The 22025-nt window shown below is 67.7% G+C and carries 21 protein-coding genes; 7 read left to right on the top strand and 14 right to left on the bottom strand.

Annotation, left to right across the window (positions count from 1 at the left end):
• Positions 1-102: 102 nt before the first annotated feature.
• The 7 genes from BCM27_RS18860 to BCM27_RS18830 form a co-directional block, all read right to left on the bottom strand.
• Entirely contained in the window at positions 103-1194 is a 1092-nt protein-coding gene (locus BCM27_RS18860) for a cellulase family glycosylhydrolase (protein WP_004023586.1), read from the bottom strand.
• A gap of 35 nt (positions 1195-1229) precedes the next feature.
• Positions 1230-2354 carry a glycosyltransferase family 4 protein gene (locus BCM27_RS18855; protein ID WP_004023585.1) on the bottom strand — a complete coding sequence of 375 codons (1125 nt, stop codon included), beginning with the start codon at positions 2352-2354 and terminating at the stop codon, positions 1230-1232.
• Positions 2351-3946 carry an oligosaccharide flippase family protein gene (locus tag BCM27_RS18850; RefSeq protein ID WP_004023584.1) on the bottom strand — a complete coding sequence of 532 codons (1596 nt, stop codon included), beginning with the start codon at positions 3944-3946 and terminating at the stop codon, positions 2351-2353. The genes BCM27_RS18855 and BCM27_RS18850 overlap by 4 nt, the downstream gene beginning before the upstream one ends.
• Positions 3936-4892, bottom strand: coding sequence for a glycosyltransferase family 4 protein (locus tag BCM27_RS18845; protein WP_081487058.1), 957 nt, complete (start codon positions 4890-4892; stop codon positions 3936-3938). The genes BCM27_RS18850 and BCM27_RS18845 overlap by 11 nt, the downstream gene beginning before the upstream one ends.
• A gap of 32 nt (positions 4893-4924) precedes the next feature.
• Positions 4925-6325 carry an O-antigen ligase family protein gene (locus BCM27_RS18840; protein ID WP_033205121.1) on the bottom strand — a complete coding sequence of 467 codons (1401 nt, stop codon included), beginning with the start codon at positions 6323-6325 and terminating at the stop codon, positions 4925-4927.
• Between the two features lie 138 nt (positions 6326-6463).
• Positions 6464-7081, bottom strand: coding sequence for a DUF4262 domain-containing protein (locus BCM27_RS18835; protein WP_004023581.1), 618 nt, complete (start codon positions 7079-7081; stop codon positions 6464-6466).
• A 91-nt stretch (positions 7082-7172) separates the two neighbouring features.
• Positions 7173-7640, bottom strand: coding sequence for a MarR family winged helix-turn-helix transcriptional regulator (locus BCM27_RS18830; RefSeq protein WP_004023580.1), 468 nt, complete (start codon positions 7638-7640; stop codon positions 7173-7175).
• Between the two features lie 151 nt (positions 7641-7791).
• Between BCM27_RS18830 and BCM27_RS18825 the strand changes: the two genes are divergently transcribed.
• On the top strand, positions 7792-9015 hold the full coding sequence (locus BCM27_RS18825) for an MFS transporter (RefSeq protein ID WP_004023579.1): 1224 nt from the start codon (positions 7792-7794) through the stop codon (positions 9013-9015).
• A 69-nt stretch (positions 9016-9084) separates the two neighbouring features.
• Here BCM27_RS18825 and BCM27_RS18820 read toward each other — a convergent pair whose 3' ends face one another.
• The 7 genes from BCM27_RS18820 to BCM27_RS18790 form a co-directional block, all read right to left on the bottom strand.
• Entirely contained in the window at positions 9085-10296 is a 1212-nt protein-coding gene (locus BCM27_RS18820) for a nitrate/nitrite transporter (protein ID WP_004023578.1), read from the bottom strand.
• Positions 10293-11042, bottom strand: coding sequence for a respiratory nitrate reductase subunit gamma (gene narI / locus BCM27_RS18815; RefSeq protein ID WP_004023577.1), 750 nt, complete (start codon positions 11040-11042; stop codon positions 10293-10295). The genes BCM27_RS18820 and narI overlap by 4 nt, the downstream gene beginning before the upstream one ends.
• An 8-nt stretch (positions 11043-11050) precedes the next feature.
• The gene (narJ, locus tag BCM27_RS18810; protein ID WP_004023576.1) at positions 11051-11716 is read right to left on the bottom strand and encodes a nitrate reductase molybdenum cofactor assembly chaperone; all 666 of its coding nucleotides are present in this window, start codon (positions 11714-11716) and stop codon (positions 11051-11053) included.
• Positions 11713-13404, bottom strand: coding sequence for a nitrate reductase subunit beta (narH, locus tag BCM27_RS18805; protein WP_004023575.1), 1692 nt, complete (start codon positions 13402-13404; stop codon positions 11713-11715). The genes narJ and narH overlap by 4 nt, the downstream gene beginning before the upstream one ends.
• Positions 13404-17120, bottom strand: a complete 3717-nt coding sequence (locus tag BCM27_RS18800) for a nitrate reductase subunit alpha (protein WP_033205125.1) — start codon at positions 17118-17120, stop codon at positions 13404-13406. Before BCM27_RS18800 ends, narH begins: the two co-directional genes overlap by 1 nt.
• Before the next feature lie 128 nt (positions 17121-17248).
• Complete coding sequence (locus tag BCM27_RS18795) at positions 17249-17590, bottom strand: cupin domain-containing protein (RefSeq protein WP_004023573.1); 342 nt, start codon at positions 17588-17590, stop codon at positions 17249-17251.
• A gap of 223 nt (positions 17591-17813) precedes the next feature.
• On the bottom strand, positions 17814-18935 hold the full coding sequence (locus BCM27_RS18790) for a PQQ-dependent sugar dehydrogenase (protein ID WP_004023572.1): 1122 nt from the start codon (positions 18933-18935) through the stop codon (positions 17814-17816).
• A 271-nt stretch (positions 18936-19206) separates the two neighbouring features.
• Here BCM27_RS18790 and rpsH point away from each other — a divergent pair, with 271 nt between their 5' ends.
• The 6 genes from rpsH to rplO are packed head-to-tail and all read left to right on the top strand — an operon-like array spanning position 19207 to position 21889.
• A complete protein-coding gene (rpsH, locus tag BCM27_RS18785) occupies positions 19207-19605 on the top strand; it encodes a 30S ribosomal protein S8 (protein WP_004023571.1) in 399 nt (132 codons plus the stop codon).
• Positions 19606-19619: 14 nt separating this feature from the next.
• The gene (rplF, locus tag BCM27_RS18780; RefSeq protein WP_004023570.1) at positions 19620-20156 is read left to right on the top strand and encodes a 50S ribosomal protein L6; all 537 of its coding nucleotides are present in this window, start codon (positions 19620-19622) and stop codon (positions 20154-20156) included.
• A gap of 3 nt (positions 20157-20159) precedes the next feature.
• A complete protein-coding gene (rplR, locus tag BCM27_RS18775) occupies positions 20160-20564 on the top strand; it encodes a 50S ribosomal protein L18 (protein ID WP_004023569.1) in 405 nt (134 codons plus the stop codon).
• A 46-nt stretch (positions 20565-20610) separates the two neighbouring features.
• Positions 20611-21261, top strand: coding sequence for a 30S ribosomal protein S5 (rpsE, locus tag BCM27_RS18770; RefSeq protein WP_004023568.1), 651 nt, complete (start codon positions 20611-20613; stop codon positions 21259-21261).
• A gap of 2 nt (positions 21262-21263) precedes the next feature.
• On the top strand, positions 21264-21443 hold the full coding sequence (rpmD, locus tag BCM27_RS18765) for a 50S ribosomal protein L30 (RefSeq protein ID WP_004023567.1): 180 nt from the start codon (positions 21264-21266) through the stop codon (positions 21441-21443).
• A gap of 5 nt (positions 21444-21448) precedes the next feature.
• The gene (rplO, locus tag BCM27_RS18760) at positions 21449-21889 is read left to right on the top strand and encodes a 50S ribosomal protein L15 (protein WP_004023566.1); all 441 of its coding nucleotides are present in this window, start codon (positions 21449-21451) and stop codon (positions 21887-21889) included.
• Positions 21890-22025 lie beyond the last annotated feature (136 nt).

Below are 22025 nucleotides of genomic sequence, written 5' to 3'. Positions count from 1 at the left end.
ATGCAGTGCTCGATCAGCTGTCAGTTCACCATAACCAACGATGTCGGCGACGGTGGTCGACGCGGGCGGGCGTGGCGCGTGTGCGAGAGACGATCTCGCGCGTCACCGGCCCGCGAGCATCGTGTACGCCTGCTTCGGGGACCAGTTGCGACGGACCACCCCGAAGTTGTGTTCGAGGTTGTTCGGATCGGTGCCGGCGTCCCGAAGCGAATACACGAACAGCGGACCGAGCCAGGGCGCGTCGGTCTGGGCGCCGATGGCGATCGCAATGCTCTGCGCCTGAACCTCTTCGGTGACGGCGTTGGTGCCGGTACCGGTCGGCGCGCCGAACTCGGTCATCCAGATCTTCTTGCCGCCGTCACCCGCCGCGACCATCACATCGCGCATGTCCCACATCCGCGCCGCGGTGCTCCACGACGCGGCAGCCGGGTCGTTGGGCAGCGCCGGGTACGTGTACGGATGTACGCTCAGCGCGTCCAGGGACCGGTTGTACCCGCCCTGATACAGCGCGCGCACGAACGTCAGCGGCGCGATGTCGCGGCCGTTGTCGGTGCCGGGCGCGAGGCCGCCGGAAATCACCGCGGCGCCCGGGACCGCGCTCTTGATGGCGGCGTACGACGCGGTGAGCAGACGGCCGTACTCCCCGGCGTTCGCGCGCGGGAGCCAGTAGCTCGCCAGGTTCGGCTCGTTCCAGATCTCCCAGACGGCTATCGAGTCGGCGTACCGCTGCGCCGCGGCCGCGGCGAAGGAGGCGAAGACGGCGGGGTCGGCGGGACGGTAGTGGCTGTTGCGGGGGAAGTCGGACGCGCGCGCCGCCCACAACGGGGTGTAGGTCACCAGGCCCAGCGGGCACATGCCGTGCGCGACGACGGCGTTGACGACCCGGTCGATCGGGGCCCAGTTGCGTTGTCCGCGCCGCGGTTCGACGACCGACCAGTCCACGTCGAGGCGCACCGCCCACATGCCGAGATCCTTGGCGACCGACAGCTCTCGATTGAGGTCCGCATCCGACGCGCCGAGCAAGGAGGCGCCCGGGGAGGCGGCGACCTGGCGATCCCCTCCTGCGAGTGAACACGCGGCCGGTGCCGAATGGGCATCGCTGCGCACCCACACGATGGCGGCGAGGGTTGCGATGAGGATGCACACGTACGCGAGTGCCGACCGGGTGGCCCGACCGTGCAGGGACGGTGTCATGGATGGTGCCTATCTGACGAGACGCGCCTCGGGCGTCACAGGGCCCGGCCGCGGACTTCTCCTCGGCCGGACAACAACTCGTCGAGCATACGCGGTAAGGTCGCCGACTTGTCGTGACCGTCGGCGATTCGACGACGAGCCTCCGCGGTCAGCGAACGGCGCAGGTCGGCGTCCGCGAGGACGCGGTTGATCGCGGCGGCCAGCGCGGCGGGATCCGACGGTGGGACGAGGACCCCGGCACCGTCACGCAGGAACTCGGTGGTGCCGCCGTGATCGGTGCCGATGACGGGTTTTCCGTAGGCCATCGCCTCCAGGACCGACAGCGGCCCGGCCTCCGGTGTCACGCTCGCCGAGAGCACGACATCCCACCGTTGGAGCGCGGCCCGTAGGTCGGTGTGACCGAGGAATCGGACGCGTCCGGCGAGGTCGGGTTCCCCGGCCCGATCCCGCAGCGCGGCAACATGATCGGCGTCCCCGGGAAACGATCCGCCGGCGAACTCGAGGTCGACGTCCGGCAGTGCGGCGACAGCGTCGAGCGCCACGGCATGCCCCTTCCACGGGGTCAGCAGGGCCAGCATCCCGACCACCGGCGGGTCGTGCAGATCGGCCGGCAGGGCGTCGACCGGCCAGGTCACACCGTTGTGGGCGACCACGACCGGCAGACCGAGTTCGGCGAGGGGGACCGCTGTCGCCTCCGACACCGACACCGCGCGCCGGATCACGGGTGCGCTGACGCGCAGGACCGCGCGCTGCCGGCCCGACGACAGGGTGTCGTGGACGAGCCACGAGACGCGGCCCGTGGGACGGGCGATGCGTGCCGCGGGGAGCGCGAACAACGAGTTGACGATCGTCGAGGCGCCGGTCGTCCGCGACACCCGGCGCAGGATGCGTCCGGCCCGGATCCAGTCGACGACCAGTCGGCCTGCGCCCGCCAGACGCGCCACACCGCGCTCGCCGCTGAGGCCGAGTGGGGGAATGGCCACGTGATCCACCCCGGCCGGGAGTCGCCCGGGAAGCGGGCCGTCGGGACTGACGACTCGTACCCGGTGGCCTCGGCCGACCGCGACGTCGATGAGATCGAGCATCACCTTCTCGGCGCCGGAGACCTGACCGGTGTGGGCGACGAAGACGATCGTGTGCTCGGACGCGGGACGGCTCATCGGGCCACCTTCGTGTGTCGGCCGGGAGGCGCGGTCACCGCCCGGATCAGCAGAACAGCGGGAGCGGCGACGATCAGCGCCGCCCCGGCCGAGACGACCGGCCAGGGCACGGAATGCGCGACCAAGACCCCGAGCGCGCACGCGCCGGCGGTCAGCGAGACCAGTGTGATGAGCGTGCCGAGTGGGAGGAGTCCGGTGATCGGCAGGGTCCGGCCGATCACCACCCACAGCGCCACCGCCGCGACGGCGAACGTGACGACGGTGGAGATCGCGGCCCCGTCATAGGAGTACCGCGGGATGAGGATCACGTTGAGTCCGACGTTGAGCGCCAGACCGCCGATCGCGATCCACGGGTACCGCTTCGCGTGACCGGTCGATGCGAGCAGGAAGATGCCGAGCACGATGAAGGCGGTGATCGCGGCGCCCAGGACGAGCAGTCGGGCGGCGTCGGCGCCGACGACGAATCGATCCCCGTACAGAAGTCCGATGATGGGTCCGGCGCTCGGCCAGAAGGCGGCCACGGCCACGGCGCCACTCGCGGCGAAGACGGCGGCCGCGCTCCGGCACCGCTGACGCAGGACCGCCGCCTGGCTCGGCCAGGCGGCGACCAGCAGGGTGCTGATGGGGCCGATCGCGGCGAGGATGAGGGTGTCCATGATGTCGGAGAACTTGTAGCCGATGCTGTAGATCCCGACCGCGTCGAGTGAGTCGAGCAGGCTCAACAGCAGGACGTCGACCTTCTGCAGCGCGATAGTCAGGGCCAGGCCGAGTGCGAGCGGAAGGGCATCGGAGAGCATCGGTCGCCAGCGCGACCACTCGACGATCCGCGACGGGCGCAACCCCGACGACCGGCGCATGATCCCGACGACCTTGATGACCAGCGACAAGATCTCGTTCGCGACCGGGGCGAGCACGAACACCAGGAGCGCCGGCGCGACCAGCACGGCGGCGATCGTCAGGGCCAGCTGCAGTACCTGTCCCAGGCTCTCGGCGATGGCGGTGAGCAGCAGGCGGTGCCGACTCTGGAAGATGACCGTGAGAGCCTGTGCGGGCGTGGCGAACACGACGACGAGACCCGCGACGGCGGTCGCGCGGACGACGTCGCCGGGATACTGCAGCACGATCACGTAGGCGACGGCGATCAGGTAGCCGAGGAGGCCGAGTACCAGCCGCAGCGCGATGAACGCCGAGGACGTCTTGGCCACGTCGTCGGGATCGCCGGAGATGAGCCGGGCCATCACGGCGCGGCCCACCCCGAGGTCGGTGAAGATCGCGGTCAGCCCGAGGAGGGCGAACACGAAAGAATAGGTACCCCAGTCCTCCGGGGACAGGGTCCGCGCGATGAGAACGCTTCCGGCCCAGCCCAGAGCCGCGATCACCAGACGACTCACCAGCATCGCGATCGTCGCCCGCGTGGCGGCCCGCGCGTCCGAGGCGGGGTGCGGGCCGGGTTCGTCGGTCGTTTTCGGCCCGCTCGCTGCGCTCCCGGCGCCGGTCGTTTTCGGCCCGCCGGCCCGGGCCTCCAGCTCGGCTTCGGCCTGCTGTTCGACCAGTACGTCGGACGGCAGCGGGCCGGTGACGTCAGGGCTCACGGCGCTCCCTGGCGGGTATGTCGACACCGGATGCGCGGTAGGCCTTGACCGTGCGCCGGGCGGTGGTGTCCCAGCTCAGCGCCGACGCGACGGCGGTACCGGCGGCGACGAGCTCGCTGCGTGCGGCATCGTCGCGCACGAGCGGTTCGAGGGCGCGGACCCAATCGTCCTCGTCATGGCCTCCGACGAGGGTGGCGCCGTTCCCGACCACCTGGGGGAGCGCGCCCACCGCGCTCGCGACGACGGCGCCCCCACAGGCCATCGCCTCGACGGGCGGCAGGCCGTAACCCTCGTAGAAGGAGGCGTAGGCGGTCACGGTCGCCGCGGCGTAGAGCGGCGGCAGGTCCTCGACGTCGACGTACCCGAGACCCACCGCCGACGACGGCGCATCGGGTCCCGTCGAGCCGGCGCCACCGAGCACACACGGGATGTCGAGACGTCGCGCGACCGCGGCCACCAGTTCCACGTTCTTGCGGGGTTCGACGGTACCGATCTGCATCACGAAGCGTTCGGGCAGATCGTATTTCGCCCGGACCCGCTCGATGTCGGCGTCCGACGGTGGACGGGCCCACTCCGCGGGCGCGAGTTCGGTGACATATGCGTCACGGCCGCACGTCTCGCGGATCCGTTCGGCGGTGAACTCGGACACGGCGATCAGCACGTCGGCGCGTCGAAGCGACGTGCGGACGAGTACGGATTCGCCTGCGGCGCGGAACCTGCTCGATGCGGACGGCATGTCGAGCACGGACAGGTCATGGACCGTCGCGACCGTCGTGGTCGGCCCGGCGATCGGGAGATCGACGTCAAGGCCGTGGAAGACATCCGCCGAACGGATGGGCAGGACGCCGAACACCGCGCGCCGGACACCGTCGGCGACCGGGCGTCCGACCGGGCTGATCGTCGGCGGCAGTTCGTCGACCGCGTCGGTCTGGACCACTGCCGACAGCGGGGTGCCGGTCAGGTGTGCCGGCAGCGCCCTCAGGAGTTCGCGGATGTAGGTCTGGACTCCGCTGCCTCCGGGACGAAGTGCAAGCGCACCGTACGTGATTCGTGTTGTGCCGTCGCGCATCCAGCAGCTCCCAACAGTAACCAGAAGAAGAAGTCGAGCGGGAAGATCTCGAAGTAGGTGGCCACCAGGCAGGCCACCATCGCCGCGACCATCGACGCACTCACACCCAGGACGAAGGCTCCATCCGGGTCGGGCATTCGGCGCGAGTACTGCACGCACCAGATCACTGCGGTCACGATCAGCGCGAGGAACAACCACAATCCGATCGGTCCGAGTTCGAGGAGCAGCTTCACGTAGTAGTTGTCCGGCTGATAGTTCTTGGACAATTGCTGCACGGTACCGCCGGCGCCCGCGGTGATCGTCGTCGTCGTGTCGCCCCGGGCTGCCGACAGCGCGTCGGCGGCCGATCCGCTCGACGCGAGCCCGGTCCCCAGCGGGTGTACCCAGATGCTCGCGAAGATCTCACCCCACCCGGAGCCGCGCTGACTCAGGCTGCTCGAGTTGAAGAACACCTTGGTGATGCTCGAGGGCAGAAACGGCAACGCGACGACGGCGACGACGCCGAGCGCGATGAGTGGGGCGATGAGGCGACGGAAGCGAAGAGCGGCAAGCCAGATCACGCCGACGACGAGGCCGAGGATCGCCGCCCGCACCACCGACGTGGCCATGGTGACGGCCATGACCGGCCAGCAGACGAGGAACAACTGATTGCGTCGGCGTCCGGTGTCGGACAGCGCGACCGCCCCGCCGACCAGCAGCGCGAGCATCACGAAGAGCCCGAACCCGAAGGGCTGGTTGAACGTGCTGAATGTGCGGAACAGCGGACCGCTCGTCCGGACCTGCTCGCCGAAGGTGTAACCGAGTTCGACCAGTCGGGCCGGGCCCAGGATCTGCTGCCCGATCCCCACGACGGTGGTGAGGACACCGAGCGCCATGATGATCGAGACCAGGCGGTCGCGGTCGAGTGCGTCGAACGGTGTCAGCCAGAGCGCGAGGACGACGAACAGGTAGAAGAAGGTCACCTTGACGCCGTACAGCCCGATGGGGCCGTAGACGTAGAGTGCCGACACCAGCCCGAACGCGACCAACACCGCCGCGGCCGGCCACCACGGCATGTGCAGCGGCGGACCCGTGCGGTCCACGGGGCGGAGGCGACGATTGGCCGCGCAGATCAGCGTGAGTGCGAGAACGCCTTCTTTCCACGCCGAGGCGACGCCGGGCACCGGAGCGATATCGAGAAGGCCGTCGAGCGGTGTGAGGGCCGCCAGGATCAGCAGACCGCGCTGCGGACGCCGGTAGACGACGGCGACGAAGGCGGCCGCGAGAACCAGGGCGAGGAGGACAGCGACCACGACGGGGAGGTGCGCCACGCCGACCTGCCTTTCCACCTGCCCCCGTGGTCCGTTCCAGCCCCCGAGTACCCATGGTGGCACCTCGACGGTCCGTTTGTCCGGGGCAACACGGACACACCTTGCCCCGGACCACGCCGGACCGCTCTGTACCGCAGGTCAGTGACCCGAGATGCGCCGGCCTTTCCGCGGGCGGGTCCGCTCGGGCCCGTATTCGGTTGTGAGAAGGCGCGGTTCCCCGAGCGGGGGATCGAGGAGTTGCGGCATCCCCTTCACCGGCTGATGCATGGGCAGCAGGGTGTAACCGTCTTCCCAGGGGAGGTGACCGTGGTCGTCGGGCCAGATCACCTGCAATTTCGGATGATCCGGGAACAGCAGGTTCGCCAGGAGCAGCTCGTCGTGGTCGAGTTGTTCGATGAGGCGTACGGTCACGGCGACCGTCTGCAGGGGGATGTCGGTCTGCGCGGCGACGAGATCGCGCCAGTCCTCGCGGTGGAGCAAGCTGCCGAGTTCGTTCAGGACGTGGGTCGCGGTGAGCGGATCGACGCCGTAGATCGAGAGCTCGGGTATCGAATGCAGGGACAGACCGGCGGTATAGGAGTAACCGCACTCGGGCTGGAGTCGGTCGGAGAGGGTCCGTGCGTCGAACTCGGGCTCCGGTTCGCCGACCGAGGTCACCTGCCAACCGCAGCGCCGAATGGTCTCGATGGTCGATCGGATGACGGGGTTGGGATGCCACCTGGGCAGACCTCGGATCGCGGCAGCGTGGTCTGACATGGATCGCTCCTTTGTTCGACGGGTGCGATCATGACACCACGGGGTCCCGACAATTCCCGGGCGGCGCCGACCCGGGCCCCGGCGCCAGGGCTCAGCCTGCTCTGCTGGGCGCCGGCGCTGCGGGTAGTCGATGCAGGGCCTCCACCAACGGTGCCAGCTCCGGGATTCGGCGGGCGTCGTCCAGTGCGGTGCGCAGGGTGGAGTCGTGCACCGGCCGGGCGGCCCGCAACAGTTCGCGTCCGCTGTCTGTCAACTCGGTGTAGATTCCGCGCCGGTCGTCGGCGCAGATGATGCGTCGCAACAGGTTTCGATCTTCGAGGCGGTTGACCAACCGGGTGGTGGCACTCGAGCTGAGGGCGGCGGCGCGAGCCAGCTGCGCCATCCGCATGTGCCACCCGTCCTGTCGACTGAGGGCGTCGAGGACGGTGTACTCCACCACCGACAGCGCATGTTCACGCTGCAGCGCGCGCTCGAGTTCGGTGTCCAACGTGCCGTAGAGCGCGGCCAGGGTCCGCCAGCCCTGCGAGCGGATCTCCACTGCGTCGTCTGCAATCCCCATGGTGTCCTCTGTGTCGCCCGCACCCGTCGTCGAGCGCTCGTCCAGATTAGCAGCTTGCACCGATAGACGGCGCGTGCAACTATCTATGGCGCGTATGCAACTAATGCACACGCTTGCTATCGGTGTTCACAACAAACTGGAAGGGGCGAGCATGCCCATCGGACTTCTCGCGCTCGCGGTCGGTGGATTCGGGATCGGACTCACCGAGTTCGTGATCATGGGCCTTCTCCCGGAGGTCGCCGCGGAGTTCGGCGTCACGGAAGCGGTTGCCGGCTACCTCATCTCGGGCTACGCCCTTGCCGTGGCAGTCGGCGGCGTCGCGCTGACCGCGGCCGTCATCCGGTTCGATCGGAAACGAGTGCTGATGGCGCTGATGATCTTGTTCATCGGCGGCAACCTTCTCTCCGCCGTCGCGCCCACCTACGATGCGATGCTGGCCGGCAGAATCCTGGCGGCCCTGTGCCACGGTGCGTTCTTCGGAATCGGTGCGGTCGTCGCATCGAGCATGGTCGGCCCGGCCAAACGCGCGGGTGCCGTCGCCATGATGTTCGCCGGACTGACCGTCGCCAACGTGCTCGGTGTGCCCTTCGGGACATTCCTGGGACAGCAACTGGGATGGCGTTCCACTTTTTGGGCCATCACCGCCATCGGCATCGTCGCGCTGGTGGGAATCCTCACGCTGGTGCCCGACACCACCGAGGGCCACGCGGCGCCGACCAGCCTCCGCGCCGAACTCGGCGCATTCCGATCCACCCAGGTATGGCTCTCCATCGCCATCACGATCCTGGGTTACGGCGGGATGTTCGGCGCATTCACCTACATCGCCTACACCCTCACCGACGTATCCGGGTTTGCGTCATCCACTGTCCCTTGGCTTCTCGTGATGTTCGGGGTGGGCCTGTTCATCGGGAACCATGTCGGCGGCAAGCTTGCGGATCGTGCGTTGACGACCTCGCTCACAGCGACATTGGCCATCCTGACGGTCGTGCTCATCGTCTTCGCGGCAACCGCGTCGAGCCAGATCATGAGCGTCGTGTCGCTGCTGCTGATGGGCGCATTCGGCTTTGCGACAGTGCCGGCGCTGCAGACCCGCATCATGAATCACGCTGCCACCGCGCCCACTCTGGCATCAGGTGCGAACATCGCCGCGTTCAACATCGGCAACGCCCTCGGTGCCTGGATCGGCGGAATCACCATCGCTGCCGGTCTCGGCTACACATCACCGATCTGGGCGGGTGCGGGCGTGACCATCCTGGGCCTCGCAGTCCTGCTGTTCGCCACTGTGCTCCACGGCCGAACGACCCGAACCGAGACGCTGCCCGCCCCGATGACCATCGACCCGCAGGCTCAGCGCGCGCAGGCCGAGCGCGCGTGAGGTCTGGCGTCCGACCTGCAACGCATTGGCTTCTACGGGTCGAGCGCCATGGTCTCCGACGAACTCCGGTCAGGTGTCGGCGCGCTGCCGGATGCCGAACACGGTGAACAGTGCGGCGCACGTGGCGAAGACGACCAGCAGTGCGAGTCCGATGGTGTAGCTGTGAGTGGCCGCGTCGTACGTCGCGCCCATGAGCATCGGGGGGAAGAACCCGCCGAGTCCACCGAGTGCGCCCACGATTCCCGTGACCGACCCGACTCGTTCGGCGGGAGCGGCCTGGGCGACCCAGCTGAAGACCGAGCCCGAACCGAGCCCCATGCAGACGGCCATGAGCACGAAGTCGATGCCCGCCGGTATCTCGACGGGTGGTTTGGTGATCATCCAGACGGCGAGTACCGCGGCGCCGCCGCACGAGATCACCGTGATGATGCGTGGTCCGAAGCGGTCGGACAGGATGCCGCCGACCGGGCGAGCGATGACCGCGGCGATCGCGAACCCGGCTGTCCGAGTACCCGCTGCCTGCAGGTCGAAGTCGTACACATCTTTCAGGTACGTCGGCAGATAGGTGCTGAACGCGACGAAGCCGCCGAATGCGGCTGCGTAGAGGAATCCGAGCTGCCAGGTGATCGGCAGTTTGGCCGCACCGATCAGTTTGGGGACCACCGAGTCGTGGGACGCGGCCCACCTGGGTGAGTCACGCATGAACAACCAGCAGATCACGGCGACCACCGCGAGCGCGACGGCGATGATGATGTGCGTCGCGACGTACCCGAACCACGACACGAAACGCGGAGTGAAGAAGGCCGACAACGCCGTTCCGCCCATGCCCGCACCGAAGACGCCGGTCGCGAACCCGCGCCGTGACTTGTCGTACCAGGCGTTCACGAACGGGATGCCGACCGCGAAGGTCGTCCCGCCGATGCCGAGGAAGAACCCCGCCACGAGGAGCAGGGCATAACTGGCGAAGTGTCCGGCGGCGGCGACCAGCAGGACGAAGGGGATCGTGACGACGAGCAGCACGGTGAACATCAGGCGTCCGCCGAACCGGTCGGTGAGTGCGCCGGTGAGTATCCGGCCCAGCGAGCCCACCAGGATCGGGATGGCGACGAGGATCGACTTCTGGGTGGCGCTCAGGTCGAGCTGGTCGGTGTAGACGACCCCCAGCGGGCCGATGAGGTTCCAGGCCCAGAAGCTGATCGCGAAGGCCACGGTCGCCAGGACCAGGTTCCTGGTCTGCCCGGCGGCGACGGAGGGCGGCGTGGCGGTGGTCTCGGTGGTCATCGATCACGATCCTTCACTCCGACGGGCGCCCATCCGGGGCGGTACGGCTGATTGCCGGGCGCGACGCGACGGTCGCGACTCCGGTACACGATGTAGGGGCGGAACAGGTAGTGCACGGGCGCGGTGAAGATGTGCACCAACCGGGTGAACGGCACCATCGCGAAGAGCAGCATCCCGATCAGGATGTGCACGTGGAAACGCAAGGGCGCCTCCGCCATCGCTGCGACGTCGGGCTGCAGGACGAACAGCGACCGGAACCACGGCGATACCGTCTCGCGGTAGTTGACCCCCTCGGCATGGGGATCGAGGGTCCCGATCAGGGTGATGTAGGTGCCGACCAGCAGCGCGGTGACCAGCACGAGGTACATCGCCTTGTCGTTGCGCGTGGTCGCCATGAACACCGGCCCCACCGTGCGTCGCCGGTACACCAGCATGCCGACCCCGACGAGCGTCGCGACCGCGGCGAGCAGTCCGAAACCGCCCGCGCCCCAGTGATACAGGGTCTCCGAGACGCCGATGGCCTCGGTCCACGACTCGGGGATCAACAGTCCGATCGCGTGGCCGATGATCACCACGAGCACGCCGTAGTGGAACAGGGGTGAGGCGATCCGCAGCAATCGCGACTCGTAGAGCTCCGACGACCGCGTCGTCCACCCGAATTTGTCGTAGCGATACCGCCAGATGGTTCCACCGATGAGCAGTCCGAGCGTCGCGTAGGGCACCACGCCCCACAGGAAGATGTCCATGCGTCACCTCACGCTCGGGTCGGGTTGATCGGCAGCAGTCGGGGATCGAAGGGTTCCAGGCCCACTGTCTCGGTCTGCGCGGGGCCGCACATGGCCAGCGCCGCGGCGCGATCGGGCGGGGACGGGGTGGGCAGGGTCGCACAGACGGCCTGCACCGCGCCGGCGTACGGCGACTCCGCGTCGAGGAGCGCGAACCGGATCAACTCCAGTGCCGCCCGGTGCTTCTCGAGTAGTTCGACGCCGCGGACCGGATCGGCGCGCGCGCTGAACTCGAGCACGATGGGCAGATGGTCCGGCAGCTCGCCGTGCAGGTCGACGAGGAACCCGCTGTCGCGGTAGGCCTGCTTGAACTCGCCCAGCGAGGTGCCCCGCCGACGGGTGTCGCCGTCGGACCAGTACGACAGGTAGAGCGTGTGCCGCTTGGAGAGATCGAAGATCTCGATGTAGTCGCGGCGCAGCGTCGTCGGATCGCCGTCTGCGAGGTGATCGATGGTGTGCCGCAGCAGGTCTCCCGTGTCTGGATCCTCCTGCTCGTCCAGGGCGGCCCGCATCAGTTCGACGCGGCCGAGCACCTCGTCGTCGGGGTAGCTGAGGCACCACGACGCGATCAGCCGGACCACGTTGGGCTCGGCACTCGTCCGCGGTCGCCGGTCGAAGACCCGCAGGCCCCTCATCGCGTTTCCTCGCCCGGCGTGGTCGACGCGCTCGAGATGCGTTCGGGGAAAAGGCCGGGCGGGGCTCCGTTCCCGTCCCAGTTGAGCAGGTTGGTCCGGCCCGACATCGTGTGCTCACCGGCCGCGGTGTCGGTGTTCTGCCGCTGTTTGAGCGCGTGGAAGGTCTCCACCGACACCGGCGCCGGGCGTCCGCTGGCCTCGCCGAACGGTGAGGAGTCGAACATGCCCGGTCCCTCGTCGTAATCCAGCGAACAGCCCATCTCGTCGAGCTTCTCGGCCTGCTCGAGATGCGCCGTCGGGATCACGTAGCGATCGTCGTACTTCGCGATGGCCATGAGGCGGTACATCTCGTAGATTTCTTCCTCCGTCATCCCCACCGCGGCCGGGATGTCGGCGTCGGGCTCGCGGCCCAACGTGACATCGCGCATGTACGAGCGCATGGCGGCCAGGCGGCGCAGCACCGTGTCGACGACGGCGGTGTCACCGGCGGTGAACAATTCGGCCAGGTACTCCACGGGGATGCGGAGTGCCTCGATGGCGCCGAAGAGGGTGCCCGCGCCCTCGGCGTCGTGACCCTGCTCGGCGAGCAGGTCGACGATCGGCGACAGCGGCGGGACGTACCAGACCATCGGCATGGTGCGGTACTCCGGATGCAGGGGGAGTGCGACACGGTACTTCTTGGCCAGCGCGTACACCGGGGATCGGCGGGCGGCCTCGAGCCAGTCGTCCGGGATGCCGTCCCGACGGGCGGCGGCGATCACGTCGGGATCGTCGGGGTCGAGCATCAGGTCGAGCTGGGCCTCGTAGAGGTCGCGTTCGTCCGGGGTCGACGCGGCCGCCGTCACGGCATCGGCGTCGTAGAGGAAGATGCCCAGGTAGCGAAGTCGTCCGACGCACGTCTCGGAACAGACGGTGGGTTGCCCGACCTCGATGCGCGGGTAGCAGAGCGTGCACTTCTCGGCCTTGCCGGACTTGTGGTTGAAGTAGATCTTCTTGTACGGACAGCCCGTGATGCACTGCCGCCAGCCGCGACAGCGATCCTGGTCGACGAGCACGATGCCGTCCTCGCTGCGCTTGTAGATCGCGCCGGAGGGGCAGGACGCCATGCAGGACGGGTTCAGGCAGTGTTCGCAGATGCGCGGCAGATAGAACATGAACGTCTGCTCGAACCCGAACTTCACCGCATCCTCGGACTCACGACGCAGCTTCTCCACGATGGGATCGCGCTTCGCGAGTTCGGGTGCGCCGCCGAGATTGTCGTCCCAGTTCGCCGACCAGGTGACCTTGGTGTCCTTGCCGGTCAGCAGCGATTTCGGACGGGCGACGGGGAAGTCGTCGCCGAGCGGGGCGTCGATCAGGGTCTGGTAGTCGTAGGTCCAGGGTTCGTAGTAGTCCTCGATGGTCGGTTGGACCGGACTCGCGAACAGGGTCAACAGCTTTCGGATCCGGCCGCCTGCACGCAACCGCAGCCTGCCGTTGCGGTTGAGGACCCATCCGCCCTGCCAGGTGTCCTGGTCGTCGTAACGACGCGGATATCCCTGTCCGGGGCGGGTTTCCACATTGTTGAACCACACGTACTCGGTGCCGGACCGGTTGGTCCAGGCCTGCTTACAGGTCACCGAGCAGGTGTGGCACCCGATGCACTTGTCGAGATTCATCACCATCCCGACCTGGGCCATGACCCGCATCAGTACGTCACCTCCTGGCTGCGTTTGCGGATGGTCGACACCATGTCGCGTTGGTTGCCGGTCGGTCCGAGATAGTTGAAGGCGTAGGACAACTGGGCATATCCGCCGATCAGATGAGTCGGCTTCACCAGCAGCCGGGTCGGCGAGTTGTGGATGCCGCCACGGCGACCCGTCGCCTCCGACTTCGGGACGTCGATCGTGCGTTCCTGGGCGTGGTGGACGTAGCAGACCCCGGCCGGCATGCGGTGACTGACGATCGCGCGACAGACGAAGACGCCGTTGGCGTTCACGCATTCGATCCAGTCGTTGTCGGCGACGTCGATCGAGGCGGCGTCCTGGGGGCTCAGCCAGGCGATCGGACCGCCGCGCGACAGCGACAACATGAACAGGTTGTCCTGGTACTCGGAGTGGATCGACCACTTCGAGTGCGGGGTCAGGTATCGGACCGTGATCTCCCGCGACCCGTCGGCGCCGAGCTTCGGCTCGCCGAACAGACGGTGCATGTCCAGTGGCGGACGGTAGATCGGGAACGACTCGCCCATGTCGATCATCCAGTCGTGATCGAGGTAAAAGTGCATCCGCCCGGTGAGGGTGTGAAACGGCTTGAGTCGCTCGATGTTCACGGTGAAGGGCGCGTACCGGCGACCCCCGGTCTCCGATCCGGACCACTCCGGCGACGTGATGACCGGCACGGGTGCCTTCTGGGTGTCGGCGAAGCGGATCCGCTTCTCCTCCGACCCGCGGGCCAGATCGTCGAGGCGGAACCCGACGCGTTGCTGGAGCTGTTCGAAGCCGGCCACTGCGAGTTCACCGTTCGTGGTCCCCGACAACGTCAGGATCGCCTCGGCGAGTTTCTCGTCGGTGTCGATCGCCGGTCGTCCGTCGCCGGCGCCGCCGAGCATCACGCCGTTGGATTCGGCGAGCTTGCGGGTCTGCTCCTCGAGCGGGTAGGTCACGTTCTTGACGGTGAAGCCGAGCGTGTCCGCGAGCGGGCCGATGGACGCCAGCTTGTCCGCGATCGCGGTGTAATCCCGTTCCACGACACTGAAGTTGGGCATGTTCCGGCCTGGTTGCCCGGCAACGCCGTCCCGCTGCCAGTCCAGAACCCGGCCGTGTGGTTGCGCCACCTCGCCGGGGGTGTCGTGCTGCAGCGGCACGCTCACGAGGTCATGACGTGTCCCCAGGTGCGTCCGGGCCAGGTCGGACAGCTTGCGTGCGAGACGGTGGAACAGATCGAAGTCGGACTTGGCCTCCCACGGCGGGTCGATCGCCGGGGTGAACGCATGGACGAACGGATGCATGTCCGTCGAGGACAGGTCGTGCTTCTCGTACCAGGTCGCGGCGGGCAGCACGATGTCGGACAGCAGCGTGGTCGACGTCATCCGGAAGTCCGCGGACAGCAGCAGGTCGAGCTTGCCTTCGGGGATGTCATCGTGCCAACGGATCTCGTTCGGCCGTGGGGTGTCGGGGTTCTCGGTGCCCAGCACGTTGTGGTGGGTACCGAGCAGAGTGCGGAGGAAGTACTCGTTGCCCTTCGCCGACGAGCCGAGCAGGTTCGACCGCCACAGCACCAGGGTGCGCGGCCAGTTCTCCGGGGCATCGACATCGGTGATCGCGGGTGTCAGGTCGCCGTTCTGCAGCCGTTCGGCGACGTAGGCGGCCGCGTCGGTCGCCTCGCCGCGGTCCACGGCCGCGGTTGCCTCGTCGGCGACATCGAGCGGGTTGGCCGAGAACTGGGGATAGAAGGGCATCCAGCCGAGCCGCGCGGATTGGGCGATCGCGTCGGCCGTGTGCTCGTGGTCCATCGTGCCGCGCGAGAGCGGAGAGGCGAGTGACGACGTCGAGTAGCCGTCGTTGCGCCACTGCCCGGTGTGCATGTACCAGTACGACGTCCCGGTCATGGTCCGCGGCGGCCGCGTCCAGTCGAGGGCGTTGGCCAGCGAGATCCAGCCGGTGATCGGACGACACTTCTCCTGCCCCACGTAGTGCGCCCAGCCGCCGCCGTTGCGACCCATGCAGCCGGTGAGGATCAGCAGGGACAGGATCGCCCGGTAGGTCGCGTCGCCGTGGAACCACTGGCAGATCCCGGCGCCCATGATGATCATCGAGCGGCCTTGCGACTCCTCGGCATTCGCGGCGAACTCCCGCGCGACCCGGATCGCCGCAGCCGCCGGGACGCCGGTGATCTCGGCTTGCCAGGCCGGTGTGTACGGCGCCGATACGTCGTCGTAGCCGGTGGGCCACTCGCCGGGGAGCCCGTCCCGCGCGACGCCGTACTGCGCGAGCATGAGGTCGAATACCGTCGTGACGAGCCGTCCGCCGATACGCCGCGCGGGCACACCTCGCCGGACCACCGCACCGCTGCCGTCCGGGGCGTCGAAGACGGGGAAGGCGACTTCGACGGACTCGGCCGCATCGCCCATCAGCGTCAGCGCGGGGTGCGCGCCGTCGAGATCGAGATTCCACCGACCCCTGCCGGACTCGGCATACCGGAACCCCATCGAACCGTTCGGCACCACCGGCTCGTCGCGTCCCTCATCCCAGAACACCGTCTTCCAGACGTCTTCGGACGCGGCCTGTTCCGGGCCGGTCAGCTCGTCGGCGGTGACGAACTTGCCGGCGACGAACTGCCCCGGTCGATCGTCACCCTGCTCCTCCAGATGGATGAGGAACGGGAGGTCGGTGTACCGGCGCACGTAGTCGTCGAAGAACCCGGTCGAGCGCTGGACGAAGAACTCGGTGAGGATGACGTGGCCCATCGCCATCGCGAGAGCCCCGTCGGTGCCGGCCTGCGCGGGTAGCCATTCGTCGGCGAACTTGGTGTTGTCGGCGTAGTCCGGGCTGACCGAGACCACCTTGGTGCCGCGGTAGCGCACCTCGGCCATCCAGTGCGCATCCGGGGTCCGGGTCACCGGGACGTTGGAACCCCACATCATCAGGTAGGTCGCATCCCACCAGTCCCCGGACTCGGGGACGTCGGTCTGGTCGCCGAAGACCTGTGGACTGGCCACCGGGAGATCGGCGTACCAGTCGTAGAACGACGTCATCACGCCGCCGATGAGCTGGATGAACCGGGTCCCGACACAGTGGCTGACCATCGACATCGCCGGGATGGGCGAGAAGCCTGCACAACGATCGGGGCCGTAGGTCTTGATCGTGTGTACGTGCGCGGCCGCGGCCATCTCGATGGCTTCGTCCCAGGAGACGCGGACGAGCCCACCCTTGCCTCGGGCCCGCTGGTAGGAGCGTCGGCGCAGGGGATCCCCGACGACGTCGGCCCAGGCCAGGACCGGATCGTGCAGACGCTTCTTCGCCTCGCGGTACATCTCGACCAGCACCCCGCGCGCATAAGGATGCCGTACCCGGGTGGGGGAGTAGGTGTACCAGGAGAAGGCCGCGCCACGGGGACATCCGCGGGGTTCGTATTCGGGCCGATCCGGGCCGACCGACGGGTAGTCGGTCTCCTGGGTCTCCCAGGTGATGATCCCGTCCTTGACGTAGACCTTCCACGAGCAGGAACCGGTGCAGTTGACCCCGTGCGTGGACCGCACGATCTTGTCGTGGCTCCACCGATCGCGGTAGAAGACGTCACCCGCCCGACCGCCGTCCCGGAAGACGACGCGACGATCGTCGGTCTCGTCCCATCGGGTGAAGAATCTGCCGATGTCCAACAGTGCGGTGGCTGCAGAACCCTGTACATCTTCTGACCGGGTCATGTGCGTCACCCTACAAAGGGTCCGTCGATCTTTCCGCGCGAATTGCGGATTCGGTCAAAAGCGGCTGGATTGTTTCCGCAGAATACATTCACCGATCATGTGGAGAACACGACTGCGGTCGCCTCGGATCAGCGGGTCGCCACGGTCAGCAGGATTGCCGAGTCCTCTTGTGCCATCAGGCCATGTCGTGTCGACGGTATCGTCACCAGATCGCCTTCGGCGCCCTCCCAGCGGATGTCGGGGTCGCCATCCGCCGAGGTCAGGACGACTCTGCCGCGCAAGACCTGCAGCGTGGCCTCGGTGGGACTCTCGTGATCGGACAGCGCCGCGCCGGCGACGAGCGCGATGACGGTCTGGCGGAGATGGCGAGAAGAGTTGCCGTGCAACGTATGAGACGATCGGCGGCTCGACGCCTCGCGTGCGGAGGTGAGGAGCTGGTCGACGAGTTCGGGCAGATGAGTCGAATCCACGTGTACACCATGGCATCGCTGCGTGGCGTCGGCACGGCGTTCCGGAGGATCGAGCCCGGTTCGTTGTCCACGCCCGATCACCCGGGCGGGCGCCGCATACTAATAGCGCACACATTCATTGCGGAAATGGTCCGACATTCCCACCGGAGCAATTCACCGCAATGCGAAATGAGACGTTCTCTCGAATGCGTTTCGCCGTTGGTCACGCAGTCGCGGTGCCGCGTCAACCGATTCGCATGCGGAACAGGCGATCGTCGTCGTCGCCCGCGCGGCCGCGTCCGTCGGTGTTGCTAGTGCCGAACCACAGGGAGCCGTCCGGCGCCGCGGCCACCAGTCGCAGACGACCGAATTCATCGACGAACCGATCCACGGGTTCGCCGACCGAGTCGTCGTCGGCGTCCTCCGGCGCTCCGCTCAGCGGTATCTCCCACAGCCGTCGCCCGCGAAGGGCCGCCATGTAGGCGCGGTTGCCGACGATGGCGAGCCCGGCCGGCGACGCCTCCTGTGTGCTCCAGGTGGCGGCAGGCGCGACGAACCGCTGATCGTCGGACTCGCCCTCGACCTCGGGCCACCCATGGTTGCCGCCGCGGCGGATCAGGTTCAGTTCGTCGCGACTGTTCTGTCCGAACTCGCTCGCCCACAGCCGTCCCGCGCCGTCGAACGCCAGCCCCTCCACGTTGCGGTGACCATAGGAATGGACCTCGTTGCCGAACGGGTTGCCCGGCCACGGGCGGCCGTCCCGATCGACACACAGGATCTTGCCGTTCAACGCGTCGACGTCCTGGGCCACCTCGGGCATGGCGGCATCGCCGACCGCGACGAACAGACTGCCGTCCGGACCGAAGGCCAGCGCGCCGCCGTGATGGTTGTACGCCGCATCGAGTCCGGTGATCAGCGGGCGCGGACGGGTGAGCCGGTTGCCGTCGAAGTCCAGGCGCACGAGCCGGTTGTCGGTGGCCGTCGTGTAGTAGACGAACACCGCGGTCTCGTCGCCCGGCGCCATCGCGATGCCCTGCAGCCCGCCCTCGCCGCGGGGTGCCGCGTCACCGAACTCGCCGACCGTCCGCACCGCGCCATCGGGGGACACCCGCACGACGGTCGCATCGTCGCGCTGGGTGACGAGGGCGTCACCGCCGGTCAGGAACGCCAGCGCCCACGGCACGTTCAGTCCCGACGCGATGGTCTCCACGGTCGTGGCGTCCGCCGACGCGCCCGTCGGGGCGGATGTGTCCGAGCCGCCGGGTGCATCCTCGGCGCCGGAACAGCCGGCCAGTGATGTGGTGCCCGCGACCCCGAGGAGTCCGGTCGCGAGGAGCCCTGATCTGAGAAGCTGACGGCGGTCCATACCCTCGATGGTGCCCGAGGTCCGAGACCGCCGACCGGCGCCGATTTGGGTCTACGCTGCGGATTCCCTACACTAGACCGGTTGCCTGTGCACCTCAGGTGTCCGGGACACAACTGAATAGTCTCCGGTGCCGGCGAAAAGCCAAGGGCATCGGCGGCGAGAACCTTCAGAAACAACTATCCACTTCGTGGAAGGCCCACCGCAGGTCACGGGGATTTCTCCGCGCCCGGCGCTGTATGGGAACCGCTACGAGAAAGGTTGACGGTCACCCATGACCATGACTGACCCGATCGCAGACTTCTTGACGCGTCTGCGTAACGCCAACTCGGCGTACCACGACGAGGTGACACTGCCCTCGTCGAAGATCAAGGTGAACATCGCCGAGATCCTCAAGCGCGAGGGCTACATCACCGACTACCGCACCGAAGACGCGGAGGTCGGAAAGAACCTCGTCGTCTCCCTGAAGTACGGCCCGAGTCGTGAGCGTTCCATCGCCGGACTGCGCCGCGTCTCCAAGCCCGGCCTCCGGGTTTATGCAAAGTCCACCAACCTGCCCAAGGTTCTGGGCGGCCTCGGCGTGGCCATCATCTCCACGTCGTCCGGCCTGCTCACCGATCGCCAGGCAGCCAACCAGGGCGTGGGCGGCGAAGTCCTCGCCTACGTCTGGTAGGGGAGGTAACAACAATGTCGCGTATCGGAAAGAACCCCATCGAGATCCCCGCGGGCGTGGACGTCACCATCGACGGCCAGAACGTCACCGTGAAGGGCCCCAAGGGTGAGCTCTCGCTCACCATCTCCGAGCCCATCGCGGTCGCCAAGGAGGACAACTCCATCGTCGTGACCCGCCCCAACGACGAGCGTCGCAGCCGCGCGCTGCACGGCCTGAGCCGTTCGCTCGTGAACAACCTCGTCGTCGGCGTCACGCAGGGCTACACCAAGAAGATGGAGATCTTCGGTGTCGGTTACCGCGTGCAGGCCAAGGGCAGCGACCTCGAGTTCGCGCTCGGTTACAGCCATCCCGTGCCGATCGAGGCCCCGGCGGGCATCACGTTCGCCGTGGAGTCCCCGACGAAGTTCTCGGTCTCGGGTATCGACAAGCAGCAAGTCGGCGAGATCTCGGCGGTCATCCGCCGCCTGCGTCGTCCGGACCCCTACAAGGGCAAGGGCATTCGCTACGAGGGTGAGCAGATCCGTCGCAAGGTCGGAAAGACGGGTAAGTAAGCCATGAGTGAGACAGCTACCAAGACAGTTCGCAAGCCCGTCGGCAAGGACGTGTCGACGCGTCGTCGCAAGGCGACCACCAATCGACACTTCCGCCTCCGCAAGAAGGTCAGCGGAACCCCGGCTCGTCCGCGTCTCGCGGTCAAGCGCAGCTCGCGTCACATCCACGTCCAGCTCATCGACGACCTGGCCGGCAAGACGCTGGCCGCGGCCTCGTCGATCGAGGCCGACGTGCGCGCGGCCGGCGGCGACAAGTCGGCGCAGGCCCGCAAGGTCGGCGAGCTCATCGCCGCCCGCGCCAAGGCCGCCGGTGTCGACGCCGTCGTGTTCGACCGTGGTGGCAAGGACTACCACGGCCGGATCGCAGCGCTCGCCGATGCCGCCCGCGAGGGAGGCCTGAGCTTCTGATGACCATCTTCACCAGCTACACCCACATGACCGGAGGGAACCTCTGATGCCCGGACGTCAGCGTGACGGCGGAAACGGACCCGCCGGTAACGACAACAACCAGAACAACCAGGGCGGCGGCAACGACCGTCGCGGCGGCGGTGGCCGCGGCGACCGTCGCGACCGTGGCGGCCGCGACCAGGACCGCAACCAGCTCGAGCGCGTGGTGACCATCAACCGCGTCTCGAAGGTGGTCAAGGGTGGACGTCGTTTCTCGTTCACCGCTCTCGTGGTCGTCGGCGACGGCCAGGGCATGGTCGGCGTCGGCTACGGCAAGGCCAAGGAAGTCCCGGCTGCGATCCAGAAGGGCGTTGAGGAAGCTCGCAAGAACTTCTTCCGCGTGCCGCTGATCGGTGGCACCGTGACCCACCCGGTTCAGGGTGAGGCCGCCGCCGGTGTCGTCATGCTGCGCCCGGCCAGCCCCGGTACCGGTGTCATCGCCGGTGGCGCGGTGCGTGCCGTGCTCGAGTGCGCGGGCGTCCACGACGTCCTCGCCAAGAGCCTCGGCTCGGACAACGCCATCAACGTGGTGCACGCCACCGTCGCAGCTCTGAAGATGCTGCAGCGCCCCGAAGAGGTCGCGGCCCGTCGTGGTCTGCCGATCGAGGACGTCGCTCCGGCCGGTATGCTGCGCGCCCGTGCAGGACAGGGGGTCTGATCATGGCCGAACTGAAGATCACTCAGGTCAAGGGCACCATCGGTACCAAGAAGAACCAGCGTGACAGCCTGCGGACCCTCGGACTCCGAGGCATCCGCCAGACCGTCACCCGCGAGGACACGCCGATTAACCGCGGCCTCATCAACGCGGTTCGCCACCTCGTGACAGTCGAAGAGGTTTAAGAGCAATGACCATCAAACTCCATCACCTTCGCCCCGCACCGGGGTCGAAGACCGACAAGACCCGCGTGGGTCGCGGTGAGGGGTCCAAGGGTAAGACCGCCGGTCGCGGCACCAAGGGCACCAAGGCACGCAAGAACGTGCCCGCCGGCTTCGAGGGTGGCCAGATGCCGATCCACATGCGGCTGCCGAAGCTCAAGGGCTTCACCAACCGCAACCGGATCGAGTACCAGGTCGTCAACGTCGGCGACATCGCCCGCCTGTTCCCGCAGGGTGGCACCATCGGCGTCGACGAACTCGTCGCGGCCGGTGCCGTTCGCAAGAACAAGCTGGTGAAGGTTCTCGGCGACGGCGACCTGTCGGTCAAGGTCGACATCACCGCCGACAAGTTCACCGCTTCCGCCAAGGAAAAGATCGCCGCTGCCGGCGGCAGCGTCACCGAACTCTGACGGACACACACCGCGGTCGGGCGGCAGCATCGCTGCCGCCCGACCGGGGCGTTTCGGTGTGACTGTTAGAGTCTCAGACGTTGTCCTGCCGGACACACCAAGATCGCCGCATCCCGAAAGATCATCGTCGATTGCC

The sequence above is a fragment of the Gordonia terrae genome (assembly GCF_001698225.1).
GTDB classification, from domain to species: domain Bacteria; phylum Actinomycetota; class Actinomycetes; order Mycobacteriales; family Mycobacteriaceae; genus Gordonia; species Gordonia terrae.
The sequence above is the reverse complement of the archived record's forward strand: the minus strand, read 5'-3'. Positions and strand labels throughout refer to the sequence as shown.

Coding starts and splice junctions, on each gene's coding strand:
- BCM27_RS18860 (WP_004023586.1), bottom strand. CDS start 1,194: ATGACACCGTCCCTGCACGGTCGGGCCACCCGGTCGGCACTCGCGTAC.
- BCM27_RS18855 (WP_004023585.1), bottom strand. CDS start 2,354: ATGAGCCGTCCCGCGTCCGAGCACACGATCGTCTTCGTCGCCCACACC.
- BCM27_RS18835 (WP_004023581.1), bottom strand. CDS start 7,081: ATGTCAGACCACGCTGCCGCGATCCGAGGTCTGCCCAGGTGGCATCCC.
- BCM27_RS18830 (WP_004023580.1), bottom strand. CDS start 7,640: ATGGGGATTGCAGACGACGCAGTGGAGATCCGCTCGCAGGGCTGGCGG.
- BCM27_RS18825 (WP_004023579.1), top strand. CDS start 7,792: ATGCCCATCGGACTTCTCGCGCTCGCGGTCGGTGGATTCGGGATCGGA.
- BCM27_RS18820 (WP_004023578.1), bottom strand. CDS start 10,296: ATGACCACCGAGACCACCGCCACGCCGCCCTCCGTCGCCGCCGGGCAG.
- narI (WP_004023577.1), bottom strand. CDS start 11,042: ATGGACATCTTCCTGTGGGGCGTGGTGCCCTACGCGACGCTCGGACTG.
- narJ (WP_004023576.1), bottom strand. CDS start 11,716: ATGAGGGGCCTGCGGGTCTTCGACCGGCGACCGCGGACGAGTGCCGAG.
- narH (WP_004023575.1), bottom strand. CDS start 13,404: ATGCGGGTCATGGCCCAGGTCGGGATGGTGATGAATCTCGACAAGTGC.
- BCM27_RS18800 (WP_033205125.1), bottom strand. CDS start 17,120: ATGACCCGGTCAGAAGATGTACAGGGTTCTGCAGCCACCGCACTGTTG.
- BCM27_RS18790 (WP_004023572.1), bottom strand. CDS start 18,935: ATGGACCGCCGTCAGCTTCTCAGATCAGGGCTCCTCGCGACCGGACTC.
- rpsH (WP_004023571.1), top strand. CDS start 19,207: ATGACCATGACTGACCCGATCGCAGACTTCTTGACGCGTCTGCGTAAC.
- rplF (WP_004023570.1), top strand. CDS start 19,620: ATGTCGCGTATCGGAAAGAACCCCATCGAGATCCCCGCGGGCGTGGAC.
- rplR (WP_004023569.1), top strand. CDS start 20,160: ATGAGTGAGACAGCTACCAAGACAGTTCGCAAGCCCGTCGGCAAGGAC.
- rpsE (WP_004023568.1), top strand. CDS start 20,611: ATGCCCGGACGTCAGCGTGACGGCGGAAACGGACCCGCCGGTAACGAC.
- rpmD (WP_004023567.1), top strand. CDS start 21,264: ATGGCCGAACTGAAGATCACTCAGGTCAAGGGCACCATCGGTACCAAG.
- rplO (WP_004023566.1), top strand. CDS start 21,449: ATGACCATCAAACTCCATCACCTTCGCCCCGCACCGGGGTCGAAGACC.